Genomic DNA, 14,350 nt, shown 5'->3' with positions numbered 1-14,350 from the left:
TAACCAATTAACTAATACTAAAGATGCTACAAATCTACGAAAAAATAGCAGAAAAAATAGCTCATAAGCGGGTCTTTCTCACTTTTTTAAGTCTTATTCTTATACAGACTTTCGCTTTGGCTCAAAATGATAGTAAAATAACTATCCAGCAAAAGAACATCACTGTCATTGATGCCTTAAAGACTGTGGAAAAACAGTCCAAAAAGTCTATAAATTATAGTGATTCCGAATTAAAAGGAAAAGTAATAGCCCAGTTAAACTTGCAGAATGCATCCCTCGAAACCGCACTCGATACCATCTTAAAAGGGACAGGCTTTTCATTCCAGATTCAAGGTAACTACATCATAATAACTGAAAAGAAGCCTGTAGTTACGCAAACCCTTAAAAATATCAAAGGAAAGGTTACCGATGAAAGCGGTGAACCGTTGATTGGAGTAAATATATCTGTGGATGGTAGTTCTACAGGTACGATTACCGATTTCGATGGTAACTTTACGATCAAAGCGGCAGAAAAATCAACTCTTAAAGTATCTTATATCGGATATGCTACACAGACAATTCCTGTCTCCAAGAAAGATTTTTATCCGGTTGTAATGAAGCAGGATACCGAAGTGCTCGATGAAGTTGTTGTGACGGCATTAGGTATCAAACGCGCAGAAAAGGCGTTGTCTTACAATGTACAACAAGTCAAGGGAGATGCTTTGACTACGGTAAAAGATGCTAACTTTGTAAACTCGTTGAACGGTAAGATAGCCGGAGTGAGTATTAACAAAAGCGCTAGTGGAGTCGGTGGTGCTACTCGCGTAGTGATGCGTGGTGCAAAATCTATCGAAGGTGATAACAATGCTTTGTATGTGGTGGATGGTATTCCTTTGTTCAATACCAATATGGGCAATACCGACAGTGGTATTATGGGTGAAGGTAAGGCCGGAACGGAAGGTATAGCTGACTTCAATCCCGAAGATATTGAAAGCCTTTCTGTTTTGAGTGGTCCTTCGGCTGCTGCACTGTATGGTAGTAGTGCCGCTAACGGTGTAATTTTGATTACCACTAAAAAAGGAAAAGAAGGAAAACTTTCAGTGCAGTTCTCTTCTTCTTCAGAATTCAGCAAAGCTTATATGACTCCTGAGTTTCAAAATACGTATGGAAACAAAAAAGATATGTATGAAAGCTGGGGTGAAAAACTGCTGACTCCTACAAGTTATGATCCTAAGAAGGATTTCTTTAATACCGGAACAAACTTTATTAATTCGGTTACGTTGACCACAGGTACGAAATCGAATCAGACTTTTGCTTCTGTTTCTTCTACCAATTCCAAAGGTATTGTGCCTAATAATGAATATGAACGTTTGAATTTCACAATCCGTAATACGGCAACTTTCCTTAATGATAAATTGCAACTCGATTTAGGTGCGTCGTATGTGAAACAGAAAGACAAGAATATGGTATCGCAAGGACAATATTGGAATCCGGTGATGGCCGCCTATTTGTTCCCTCGTGGTGAAGACTTTGATGGGATTAAGTCATTCGAACATTTCGATGAAAGCCGCCAACTTCCGGTTCAGTATTGGCCGGTGGCAGATCCGGTATATGCTTCACAGAACCCTTACTGGACTGCTTATCGCAATGTAGCTACGAATGAAAAGAGTCGTTATATGTTCAACGTAGGGTTGACTTATAATATTACCGATTGGTTGAATGCGGCAGCCCGTTTCAGAATGGATGACACACATGTATTGTTTGAGCGCAAGATTTACGCCTCATCCGACGATAAATTTGCGGAAGGAAAGAAAGGACTGTATGGATACAATAACTATGAAGACCGTCAGGAATATGCCGACTTTATGTTGAACGTCAATAAGCATATAGCTGATTTCAGTATTTCTGCCAATGCGGGTTGGAACTATTCTAACTATTGGGCATTGGAGAGAGGATACAAAGGAACGTTGTTGGGAGTACCCAATAAATTCGCGGCTTCCAATATCGATCCGGCTAATGGCCGTATCTCAGAAAAAGGTGGTGATAGTCGTGTACGTAATCATGCTGTTTTTGCCAATTTGGAACTCGGTTGGAAGAGTATGCTTTATTTGACGCTGACCGGACGTAATGACTGGAACTCACGTTTGGTGAATACCGATGAAGAATCTTTCTTCTATCCCTCAGTTGGTTTGTCCGGAATTATTTCCGAGATGGTCAAATTGCCCGAATTTATCTCTTACCTGAAAGTTCGCGGTTCGTATACGGAAGTCGGTGCGCCTGTATCCCGTTCGGGACTGACTCCGGGTACGGTAACTACCCCTATTGTGGGTGGTGCATTAGATCCTACCGGTATCTATCCGTTTACTGATTTCAAGGCGGAGCGCACAAAGTCATACGAATTTGGATTAAGTCTGAAATTGTGGAATAAATTAAGTGCGGAAGTAACTTATTATCATTCCAATACATACAATCAGACCTTCTTGGGCGATCTTCCCGAATTTACCGGATACAAGCAGATTTATTTGCAAGCCGGTAATGTGGAAAATCGTGGTTGGGAGGCTTCATTAAGCTATTCCGATCAGTTTAAATGCGGACTGGGAATCTCTTCAACATTGACATTCTCTCGTAATATAAACGAGATTAAGGAGATGGTTGAAAACTATCATACAGATTTGATGGATGAGCCGATTAATATTCCGGAGGTTTTGAAGGATGGTGGTCGTGTCATCTTGAAAGAAGGCGGAAGTATCCACGATATTTATGCCAACACCTTCTTAAAGAAAGATCACTTGGGATATGTTGAGGTAAAGAGCGACGGAACCTTTGGAATGGAAAAGGGTGAACCCGTTTATTTGGGAAAAACTTCTCCCGATTTCAATATGGGATGGAGCAATATGTTGACATACAAAGGCTTTGGACTCGGATTCCAGATCAACGGACGTTTTGGTGGCGTGGTGACCTCTTCTACAGAGGCATTGCTCGATCGTTTCGGTGTGTCCAAACGTTCGGCTGAGGCTCGTGAAGCAGGAGGCGTATTGTTGAAGGGACAAGGTCTGGTAGACGCGAAGTCTTATTATCAGATGACAGGTACGGGAAATTATGAAACTTCCGGTTACTATGTATACAGTGCCACCAATATTCGTTTGCAAGAACTTACCTTTAGCTATACTATGCCTAATAAGTGGTTTGGTAACGTGTTGAAAGATGTTACAGTTTCGTTTATAGCCAACAATCCTTGGATGTTGTATTGCGAAGCCCCGTTTGACCCGGAACTGACTCCTTCTACCAGTACTTACGGACAAGGTAATGATTATTTTATGCAACCGAGTGTTCGTAGCTTTGGTTTCGGTATTAAATTTAAATTATAATACACCTTCTTTATTATGAGAAAAATGAATCAGTTTAAACTATTAGCGGTGATATGCGCAATGGCGCTATTTGCCTCATGCAATTTTGAAGAAATCAATACCAACCAATTTGAGATGAGCGACGGAGAAGGTGCGATGGATGGTTTTGAAGTCGGAGGGCTGATTACAGCTATGCAACGGACAGTGATTCCCGTAGGCACACAGGCTGATGATACAGATGTTATCAATGAATATCAAATAGCTTATCATCTATCGGCCGATAATTGGAGTGGATTTTTTGGCGAGAACAACAGTAACGGTTGGAACGCAGGTAGTAACAATACTACTTATTATTTGTTGGACAATTGGATAAAAGCGACCTATACACAGTCCTATACCAATGCTCTTGATCCTTGGAAGAAATTGAAAATAGCGTCCGAAAAAAATGGTACGCCCGAAGTCTTTGCTTTGGCTCAAATTCTGAAGATTTCCGCTTGGCACAAGACACTTGAAAGTTTCGGTCCGATGCCTTATTCTCATGCGGCGGACGCTACAATGAACATTCCATTTGATTCGGAGAAGGATGTTTATGAAGCTATGTTTCAGGATTTGACTGCTGCCATTGCCGTATTGACGGAAAAAGCTGAAAATGGGGTGAATGTGATGGGAGCTTATGATGCGGTATATGCCGGAGATGCTACTAAATGGGTGAAATACGGCAATTCGCTGATGCTTCGTTTGGCTATGCGTGTCCGCTTCGCTAATGCGGAACTGGCGAAAAAATATGCTACTCAAGCAGTAAATCATTCTATCGGTGTGATGACGGCTAAGGATGATGCGGCCCAAATGAGTCAAGGAGCAGGCATGACTTTCCGCAACAACATTGAATGGCTGGCAGGCAACTATAATGAAGCTCGTATGGGTTCTTCCATTTTTTCTTATCTGATGGGATATGAAGACCCGCGTTTGAGTGTTTATTTTTTGCCGATGGATGGTAATACCTCTTATGGTGTTGAGGCTTTCGACGGAAAAACATATCAAGCGGTACCGGCAGGGCATGCCAATGCGCAGAATGATATCTACAAATCTTGCTCAAAGCCCAATATTCAAAGTGGGACTCCTACATATTGGCTGCGTGCGTCGGAAGTTTATTTTTTGCGTGCGGAAGCAGCTTTAGTCTGGGAAGGTTTCGGCAGTGCGGATTCATGGTATAAACAGGGCATTGATATGTCTTTTCAGGAGAATGGCGTGACCGATCCTGTAGATGATTATATGAATTCCAATTTGTCACCTCGGGCATTTGTGTTTTCTCATTATCAGTATGGGCAAACACTTTCTGCTCCGTGTGAGACTACTGCCAAGTTTGAAGGAACAACTGAGCAGAAGTTGGAAAAGATTATGATTCAGAAGTGGATTGCTTTGTTTCCTAACGGACAGGAAGCGTGGACGGAATGGAGAAGAACCGGTTATCCGAAGTTGAATGTCATTAAGACTTTGAAAGGAGCAGTGCAAGGCGCAACTCTTGAGGGCGGTATTCGCCGTATGATTTATCCCACCAGTTTTTCTCAGACTAACGAGGGAAAGGCTATCTATGAAGCAGCCTTGAAGTTGTTCAATAACGGTGCCGGTGGCGAAGATAGGTCTTCTACCCGTTTGTGGTGGGATTGTAAGAGATAACCTACATGTATCATTTTAATACAGATGAAAAATATGAAATCATTAAGAAAATTGTTATATATCATTCCATTGACAGGCATGATGGTAACTTCTTGCATGGATGTGGAGAATATTGAGATAGACCATATAGGCGGGTATGCCACAATGAACAATGCGGAGAGTGAGGCATATTATGCCAATCTGCGTGCCTATAAGGCGACTGCCTGGAATTACAATCGTCCCGTAGCTTTCGGATGGTATTCCAATTGGGCGCCTGCTGGAGCTTATCGAAGAGGATATCTTTCTGCTATGCCCGATAGTATGGATTTTGTTTCTATGTGGAGTGGCGCTCCAGGACGTTATGAAATTACTCCGGAGCAGAAAGCTGATAAAGAGTTTGTGCAAAAGGTGAAAGGAACGAAACTGTTGCAGGTAAGTCTGCTTTCTTATCTTGGTAAGGGTGCGACACCAAATTCGGTATACCTCGAAGTGGAAAAACAAGCGGAGGAAGAAGGCTGGTCGGCGGCTCAATTGGAAACGGCGAAGAAACAAGCCCGTTGGAAATATTGGGGATTTGAAGGTCAGTTTGAAAGTGAAAACCATTATGCATGTCTGGCGAAGTTTGCCAAAGCTCTGTGCGATTCTTTGTATGCAAACGAATGGGACGGTTATGATGTAGACTGGGAAATCGGTAGTGGTGTGTTTGATATGGATGGCACATTGAGTCAGAACAAGCATTTGATTCATTTGGTTAAAGAGATGAACAATTATATTGGCCCGAAAAGCGATCCGGAAGGTAAAGGACATAAAATGATCTGTATTGATGGAAATATTTATGGGCTTACCAGTGAATTGGATGAGTATGTCGATTATTGGATTATACAAAGTTATGGTAGTTCCAACCCCAATTTAGATGGTTATGGCGTTGATCCTAAGAAAATAATCTGTACAGAAAACTTTGAAAAGTATGCCACAAATGGAGGGCAATTGCTGAGGCAGGCTGCTGCTATGCCGCGGAAAGGTTATAAAGGTGGAGTAGGAGCTTATCGCTTCGATAATGATTATGACAATACGCCAAATTATAAATGGATGCGTCAGGCTATTCAAATCAATCAGCGGGTTTTCAATGAATGGAAAGAGAAACAAAACGAAGCGGAAAATAAACCGCAGGAATAAGTGGATTTATAAAATTCTAAAACAGTAAAAAGATGATGAATAAACATATATTCTATTATTTGATGGTAGGTAGTATGGCATTATTGTTGGGCGCTTGCAACGACAGCATGAATGACCTGCTGGAGCCTAAGGTTTATTTCGAAAGCAAGGAATATAATTTCTCGGTGGAAGATGAGATGGATGTAATGACATTTGATCTGGTTTCAAGACTTTCGTCAGCAACTTCCTCTCAGGTAGACGTATCATATAGTGTAGCCGAACCAAGTGTAGTAGACGAATACAATGCAAAGTATGGCACAAATTATGAGATGCTTGATGTTTCGCAGGTAAAGCTAAGCAGTACGACATCTTCTATTTCGAGTGGAAAATTGTATGCGGATAATGTAGAAGTCGAACTTTCCGGGTTGGAAGCCTTGAAAGCCGGGAATTCGTATGTTTTGCCTATGCGGGTGAATTCGTCTTCAGTGTCTACCCTTTCCGGAACAAACATTGCATATTTCTTTTTCTCCAAACCATTGAAAATTACCAAAGCTGGTAACTTCAATAATCACTATATTTCTGTGAAGTTCCCTGTCGGTACTTTCTTCTCGTCATTCACTTACGAAGCATTGATTAATGTGGATTATTTCCTCGATAATAATACGATTATGGGAACCGAAGGTGTGATGATTCTCCGTATCGGTGATGCAGGAGGAGGAATCACTCCTAAAGATTATTTGGAAGTGGCCGGCGGACAGAACTATCGTGTAACGAAACCGTTGTTAACAAATCGTTGGTATCATGTAGCGTTGACTTATGATCAACCGACAGGAAAAACAGGCATTTATGTAAATGGTGAGAAATGGGCTGGTTCAGATTGGGGTATTGACGGTTTTGATCCGAATTCAGATATGGGTTTTTATATTGGTAGAATCTATGGTTTCAAATGGGGTGAACGTCCATTCCATGGTAAAATGAGTGAAGTCCGTGTTTGGAGTGTAGCCCGTACGGAAAATCAACTTAAGCAGAATATGCTGGGTGTTGACCCTGCTTCGGAAGGCTTGGCACTTTATTATAAACTAGACGGATCGGAAACTCAGGAAGGTGGAGTTATCAAAGATGCCACAGGGCGTATAAACGGTACTACAAATGGAATTACCATTAAGACGCTAGATGCTCCGATAGCTATCAATTAATGGAACACACAAATTTGTGAGAGTTTTTGCTCTTTGCATTTTTGAATATGAATGAAAGCCTGCTTACTGAAAAGATAATATTCTTTTGGTAAGCAGGCTTCTTTTATTGATGTTGGCGTGCATTATATCAGGGCATTTCTTTTCTTCTTTACAAGAAAAAGGTATTTTAGCCAAATTTAAATTTTTCCTAAAAAGTTTTCTTGTTATAAGTAAAATATATTTCTTTGCAGCATTTAATACTTATGGATATACTGGCGAATGGCTCAAATCAACTTCAACTCGATATATACTGCTTATTATAGGAAAGCCTTCCTATTTACCTTGTCCTATGTCCATAATGACTTAGTAGCAGAAGATATTGTTTCGGAAGCCATTATCCATTTATGGGAACTAAGTAAAGAACGGGAAATCCCAAGTGTTGAAGCGATCTTAATTACTTATATTCGCAGTAAATCACTCAATTACCTGAAACATATACAAGCACAGGAGAATGTTTTTCAAACTTTGCTTGATAAGGGACAGCGTGAATTGGAAATTCGTATATCAACATTGGAAGCCTGTGACCCGAAGGAAATATTATCAGAAGAATTACGGGCAAAAGTGCACGCATTACTGGAGAGCATGCCGGAAAAAACTCGTACTGCTTTCATCCGCGATCGCCTGGATGGAAAATCCCATAAAGAAATAGCCGAAGAACTGGGCATTAGTGTAAAAGGAGTAGAATATCATATCGGCAGAGCAGTTAAAATACTGCGTGATAATCTAAAAGATTATGCTCCATTCCTTTTCTTTTTCATCTGAAAAGAAGGAAAAGACCTCCTTATTTGCTATTTTTTTAAGCAATAACAAAAAAAATCACATTTCTTACTAGGGAATCTCTTTAGTGAGTGGTATTCTTAATGAAAGGGGAATAATACCCCTATTCTCATTACTCATAAATTATTTATTGTATGGATCAGGAATTACTATTAAAATATATTGCAGGCAAGGCATCCCAAAAGGAAAAGGAAGACGTTGCTGCATGGATTGATGCAGATGCAGCCAATCTTAAAGAATTCATTTCTCTTCGTAAGAGTTATGATGCATTCATTTGGCAAGATACAGGCGCATTCTCAAAGAAGACAAAAAAAACAATTTCATTGCATCCTGTTACACAACGAATCTTGCGGATTGCGGCAGTGTTTGTCGTAGCTTTCGGATTAAGTTATGCAATGATACAGATTCTCCAAAAAGAGGATATAGAAATGCAGACAGTTTACGTGCCAGCCGGACAACGTACATTGGTTACACTTGCTGACGGAACTACAGTATGGGTAAATGGAAAAAGTACATTGACTTTCCCGAGCCATTTTTCTTCCCGTACACGTACTGTGGAACTTGATGGAGAAGCCTATTTTGATGTCCGGAAAAATCCGGAAAAACAGTTTATAGTTTCTACCGCTCACCAGTCTGCCATAAAAGTTCTGGGTACAAAATTCAATGTAAAGGCATACAAAGAAGCAGATGAGGTAGTTACTACTTTAGTTGAAGGGAAAGTTAATTTCGAATTCAACAACGCCAGTCAACAACCTCAGTATATTGTGATGGCTCCGGGACAGAAGCTGGTCTATTATTCTCATAATGGAAAGACGGAACTCTATACGACTTCCGGCGAGAGAGAACTTTCATGGAAAGATGGTAAAATCATTTTCCATCAAACGTCATTACGGGATGCACTGGATATCTTGGCAGATAGATACAATGCCGAATTTGTCATACAGGAGAATGTACCTCGTGACGACTCATTCTCCGGAACATTTACCAACCGGAATCTGGAACAGGTACTTAACTTTATCAGTGCCTCCTCGAAAGTTCGTTGGCGTTATCTGAATAATAACGCAGATGCCGGTAAAGAGAAAATAAAGATAGAGATATTTATTTAGTACTAAAAGATAAAAACCTTAATTCCCAAAAACTTATTGCCATGAAAAACAAAGATCCCTAGCAACCAAAAAAAAATACGGGATGATATTGGCCGTATCCTCCCGTATGAGCTTCAGTAATTGTGAACCTACTTGTTTCCCGACAAGTATAACTACCAATTTTCTAATTAAACTCGTTACAAATTTATGCAAAATTATTGTATCGTCCAATTTCTTGGAGGATTAAAGTCTATTAGACGCACGGCTTTTTCATTTAAGCTTTGATTTAGGGATATAATCTCCCTACCCATGCCAGTGCGGCATGGGAGCTAATCCAGTTGTTGATAATCAATAATTTACAAATATATCAAATCTAAATTTTTCTCATTTTTGAGCCAGAAAATGTAACACCTTAGTGAAGCTTACCGATAATTCCCTTGTTATCTCAGCTGTACCTTTTCGCTTATCTGATATTTTTTTCCTTCTGTTCTTCCAAACAGCAATCAGTGCCAAGACCATCCTTTGAATTGTGTCGAGGTTTCTAGCCGCCCGTTCAGCCTTACGCTTTATACTATCCTGCCGGAGGTTTCGGTCAAGATCCCAGTGCATGCTTTCAATAGCCCAATGCTGTTTGGTTATCTGACTAAGCCGCTCTGCACTGCTATCCAGGCTTGAAATGTAGAGTCGCTGTTCAGATGTAGTCTTGCCATCAGACTTTTTCTCGGTAGATGTGAGTATTTCTATAACAGTCAAATTGCCATTCCATTTTTCCTTGTCGACAATAAGTTCTTCCCCACGGTATATACGGCATATCCTTGACTCAATCCTGCCGTGTTCCAAGTATGGACCTTCCTTGTAGACATCAGTGGGGGTGGCGGTCTTTATAGAGTCTTCAAGGCCATAACGCAAAGATCTTTGATTCGCCTTGAGTTCGATCACGAAGTCTGCTCCCTTATCTCTAATCTTGTCTATTATTACCTTTTGGAATGACATGGCATCTGCTGTGACCACACATCCTGACACGTCTAGTTTGTCCAATAACCGGGGCACGGATTTGATTTCATTACTTTTCTCCTTGCAAACATCAGTAGCCAGAGTAAAGCCCGAACCAAGTGAGTATGCAGATACGATATCAGGGTTACGTCCGTTCTCGTACAAGGTACCTCGCATGGCCTTGCCATCAATACAAATGATATCAGTTGCCGAAGAGGATATTTCCTTGCGGAAAACGTCTGCAAAAGCAGACATTCGGTCAGCCATCTTTTCATCGTCTATGCTTTGAAACACACGGCAAAGCGTAGCTTCTGACGGCAAACCATATGGAAATAGCCCTTTCGCCTGCAGGCGTTTCAAGTGGCGTTTGCCAAATTGAAGTATTTCAGCTCTGGTAATACACTTGCTGAGCCTCCCCAATATGACAAGCATGAGTATGTCTTCAAGTTTGTGTTTGAAGTTTCCCCTGCTTGTTCTGCGGTATTCAGGGACTGAGGATACAAATTTTCTCAAATGAGTCATGATGCTGCCACGAAGACAGTCAAGGTGTTTTTTCTTTAGTGGTATTGTACGTAAAAACTTGTATATCAATAAAATAAATCGTATTTTTGCTATCGCAAAAACAAAGGCGGAAGACAATATTAACACCATATCTTATTGAATTCCGCCTAAAAAAAATAAAAATGAACGATAAGAAGAAACACCTAAGGCGGTGCTTCCGCATCGCTGCGCACGAATATAAGGAATTTTACTGCAATAACAAGCGATGAACAATATTTCTTAAATGAAAAAGCCGTGTATTAGACGGACCTTAAAGGAAATATCATTGGCTATGAAATTACTATTTATACTCCTTATTTGTTCAGCCGGACTAGCGTATGCATCAGATGGATATGCGCAAAAAACTTCTATCACTTTACGGGTTAACGATTGTACTATAGAAGAAGTGCTGCACAAGATTGAACGTGAATCAGGATTCAGCTTTTTTATAAATAGCAAGAATCTTAACCTTAATCGCCGGGTATCGGTTTCAGCTTCCGAGAAGAATATTTTTCAGGTGTTGGAACAGGTCTTTGCAGGTACAAATGTCGAATATAAAATATTGGATAATAAGATTGTACTGACGGCTAAAGAAACGAAAGTAACTCAACAAAAAACAAAACCCGTTGCAGGTACGGTAAAAGACAAGAATGGCGAACCGCTGATTGGGGTCTCTATTATGGAGAAAGGAACCACTAACGGAACGGTGACCGATCTTGACGGAAACTATACATTGACCCCACAGACTGCCAGCCCGGTATTGCTATTCTCATATGTGGGTTATCAGAAAAAGGAATTACCCGTCTCCGGTCCGGTATTGAATGTCACCTTGGAAGATGATTCGCAAGTGTTGAACGAAGTGGTGGTTACCGCTCTTGGTATTCGTAAAGAGGCGAAAGCACTGTCTTATAATGTCCAAGAAGTTTCTGCCAGTGAAATTGTCGGTGTCAAGGATGCCAATTTCGTAAATAGTTTGTCCGGTAAGATAGCAGGTGTTGTCATCAATTCCAGCTCATCCGGTATCGGTGGTGGAGCTAAGGTAGTGATGCGTGGTGCGAAATCTCTTTCCGGAAATAATAACGCCCTGTATGTAATCGATGGTATTCCGATGCCTTCATTGGAAACGACACAACCGGACGACTTTATGACCGGTATGGGCCAATCCGGTGACGGTGCTTCCATGATTAACCCCGAAGATATTGAAACTATGTCTGTGTTGAGTGGTGCTGCCGCTTCCGCACTCTATGGTAGTGATGCCGCCAATGGTGTTATCATGATTACCACAAAGAAAGGATCGAAAGATAAGCTTCGTGTCAACTATGCCAATAATACCTCATTCTTCAATCCGTTTGTAACTCCGGAATTTCAAAACACTTATGGTGCGACTACGGGAGAAATAAGAAGCTGGGGACAGAAATTGGGACAAGCCAGCAGTTACGACCCGTTGGACTTCTATCAGACTGGATGGAACGAAACCAACTCTTTGACCATCAGTAATGGTAATGAGAAGAACCAGATATTCCTTTCTATGGCTGCTACCAATGCGGCAGGTATTGTTCCGAACAATACGTTGGATCGCTATAATTTCACTATCCGTAATACGACTAGCATGCTCAATGATCGTCTGCGTCTCGACCTAAGCGCAAGCTATATGAATGTGCGTGAACAGAACATGGTGTCACAGGGACAGTATTTCAATCCGATTGTTCCTATCTATCTGATGTCGCCGAGCTATAGTTTGGAAATGCTTCAGCAGTTTGAAATGTACAACGAAGCCCGTAACTTCAAAACACAATACTGGCCTTGGGGTAATCAGGGTATTGCCATGCAGAACCCCTATTGGATTGTCAATCGCGACAATTTTATCAATCACAAGAACCGTTTCCTCATGAGTGGAGGTTTGAGTTTCGAAATTATGAAAGGCATTACATTAGGTGCGCGTGCCAAAATGGATTATACGTCGGCTCTGTACGAAAAGAAATACGCTGCATCTACCGATAATATTTTCTGCCAGAAATTTGGAGGATATTATAAAGGTGATGCATCCACTCGTCAACTTTATGGCGATGTGATGCTGAATATCGACAAATATTTCGGCGACTTTTCACTGACCGCTACACTAGGTACCAGTATTCAGGATGTCAACTACCAGTATTACGATGTAGGAGGTAGCTTGAATTCTGTGGCAGATGGATTTACAATGCTCAACCTGATGCAGTCTGCCGTGAAATTCCAGCAGGATGGCTATCACGATCAGACGCAATCTATCTTTGCTACAGCGCAGCTGGGTTGGAAGAGCAAACTCTACTTGGACGTAACAGGACGTGTTGACTGGTCGTCTGCTTTGGCATGGACCGATACGAAGTCGGTTGCTTATCCGTCGGTGGGTGTTTCTGCTATCTTGACAGAGTTACTACCCATCAAGAACAATGTGCTTACCTTCTTGAAGGTACGCGGCTCATACAGTGAGGTAGGTAATGCCCCTACACGCTACATTGCTTATCAGACTTACCCATACGAATCGGCTTCTCCCGTCACGGCTACCACATATCCCAATACGGATATCAAGCCGGAGCGTACCAAGGCTTGGGAAGTCGGTTTGCAGTCTCATCTTTGGAATGATAGATTGGAGCTGAACGTTTCTCTCTATAAGACATCTACTTACAACCAATTATTCAACCCATCGATTTCCGCTTCTTCCGGTTATTCTTCTATTTATATCAATGGCGGACAAGTGGATAACAAAGGTATTGAGGCAAGCCTGACATTAAACCAGCCGCTCGGACCGGTAAAATGGAACTCTACCTTTACTTATACCATCAATCGCAATAAGATTAAAAAACTGTTGAAACCGACTACTTTATCAAGTGGAGAAGTTGTCAAACAGGATATGATGGATTTGGGCGGATTGGAAATTGTGAATTCGCGTCTCTTTGAAGGTGGCTCTATTGGTGACTTGTACGTGACTGCACTTCGCACCGACTCCCATGGATATATTGACGTAGACTATGTCAACAATACAGTAGCTATAGACAACAAGGCGGGCGAACGCCAGGACGGATGGATTTATGCCGGTAACTCGCAAGCTAAGTATATGATGGGATGGCGCAACTCATTCTCATGGAAGGGTTTGACATTGAGCTGTCTGGTTAATGCACGTATTGGTGGTATTGTTGTCTCACAGACACAGGCGATGATGGATGCTTACGGTGTTTCTACAGCTACTGCTGAGGCACGCGACTTGGGCTATGTGCTGATTGACGGTTATAAAGTACCCGCTGTACAGAAGTATTATAGCACTGTAGGAAGTGGTGTCGGCTCTATGTATGTTTATAGTGCGACAAACGTTCGCCTTGCAGAGTTGTCTCTCGGTTATGATATCCCTGTTCAGAAGTGGGTTCCTTGGATACAGGGCATGAATGTAGCCTTTACGGGACGTAACCTGCTGATGTTCTATTGCAAAGCTCCTTTTGACCCTGAACTGACGGCAAGTACAGGCACGCATTTCAGCGGAATGGACTACTTTATGTTGCCGAGCTTACGCAATTTAGGTTTCTCTGTTAAACTCAATTTCTAAAGAATC

General features: G+C 41.4%; 8 protein-coding genes. 7 read left to right on the top strand and 1 reads right to left on the bottom strand.

What is annotated here, in order from left to right; translation table 11 throughout:
• The first annotated feature begins 23 nt into the window (after positions 1-23).
• From GD630_RS01790 to GD630_RS01765, 6 genes are all read left to right on the top strand, one after another.
• The gene (locus GD630_RS01790) at positions 24-3,347 is read left to right on the top strand and encodes a TonB-dependent receptor (protein ID WP_143868965.1); all 3,324 of its coding nucleotides are present in this window, start codon (positions 24-26) and stop codon (positions 3,345-3,347) included.
• A gap of 15 nt (positions 3,348-3,362) precedes the next feature.
• Complete coding sequence (locus GD630_RS01785; RefSeq protein WP_117935555.1) at positions 3,363-5,003, top strand: SusD/RagB family nutrient-binding outer membrane lipoprotein; 1,641 nt, start codon at positions 3,363-3,365, stop codon at positions 5,001-5,003.
• A 33-nt stretch (positions 5,004-5,036) separates the two neighbouring features.
• Positions 5,037-6,158 (top strand): glycoside hydrolase family 18, encoded by a 1,122-nt coding sequence (locus GD630_RS01780; RefSeq protein ID WP_117935557.1) that lies wholly within the window; start codon positions 5,037-5,039, stop codon positions 6,156-6,158.
• Between the two features lie 32 nt (positions 6,159-6,190).
• On the top strand, positions 6,191-7,333 hold the full coding sequence (locus GD630_RS01775) for a DUF1735 and LamG domain-containing protein (protein ID WP_143868963.1): 1,143 nt from the start codon (positions 6,191-6,193) through the stop codon (positions 7,331-7,333).
• Positions 7,334-7,591: 258 nt separating this feature from the next.
• Positions 7,592-8,134: an RNA polymerase sigma-70 factor gene (locus GD630_RS01770; RefSeq protein ID WP_143868961.1), complete on the top strand. Its 543-nt coding sequence runs from the start codon at positions 7,592-7,594 to the stop codon at positions 8,132-8,134.
• Positions 8,135-8,283: 149 nt separating this feature from the next.
• Entirely contained in the window at positions 8,284-9,255 is a 972-nt protein-coding gene (locus GD630_RS01765; RefSeq protein ID WP_143868959.1) for a FecR family protein, read from the top strand.
• Positions 9,256-9,618: 363 nt separating this feature from the next.
• Here the strand turns inward: GD630_RS01765 and GD630_RS01760 are convergent, their stop codons facing one another.
• On the bottom strand, positions 9,619-10,749 hold the full coding sequence (locus GD630_RS01760) for an ISAs1 family transposase (protein WP_182505685.1): 1,131 nt from the start codon (positions 10,747-10,749) through the stop codon (positions 9,619-9,621).
• 310 nt (positions 10,750-11,059) lie between these two features.
• On the opposite strand from GD630_RS01760, the gene GD630_RS01755 reads away from it, so the two are divergent.
• A complete protein-coding gene (locus GD630_RS01755; protein ID WP_238482955.1) occupies positions 11,060-14,344 on the top strand; it encodes a SusC/RagA family TonB-linked outer membrane protein in 3,285 nt (1,094 codons plus the stop codon).
• Positions 14,345-14,350: the final 6 nt, after the last annotated feature.

The organism is Bacteroides zhangwenhongii (assembly GCF_009193325.2).
Lineage (GTDB): Bacteria > Bacteroidota > Bacteroidia > Bacteroidales > Bacteroidaceae > Bacteroides > Bacteroides zhangwenhongii.
This window is presented reverse-complemented; position numbering and strand designations above follow the sequence as displayed.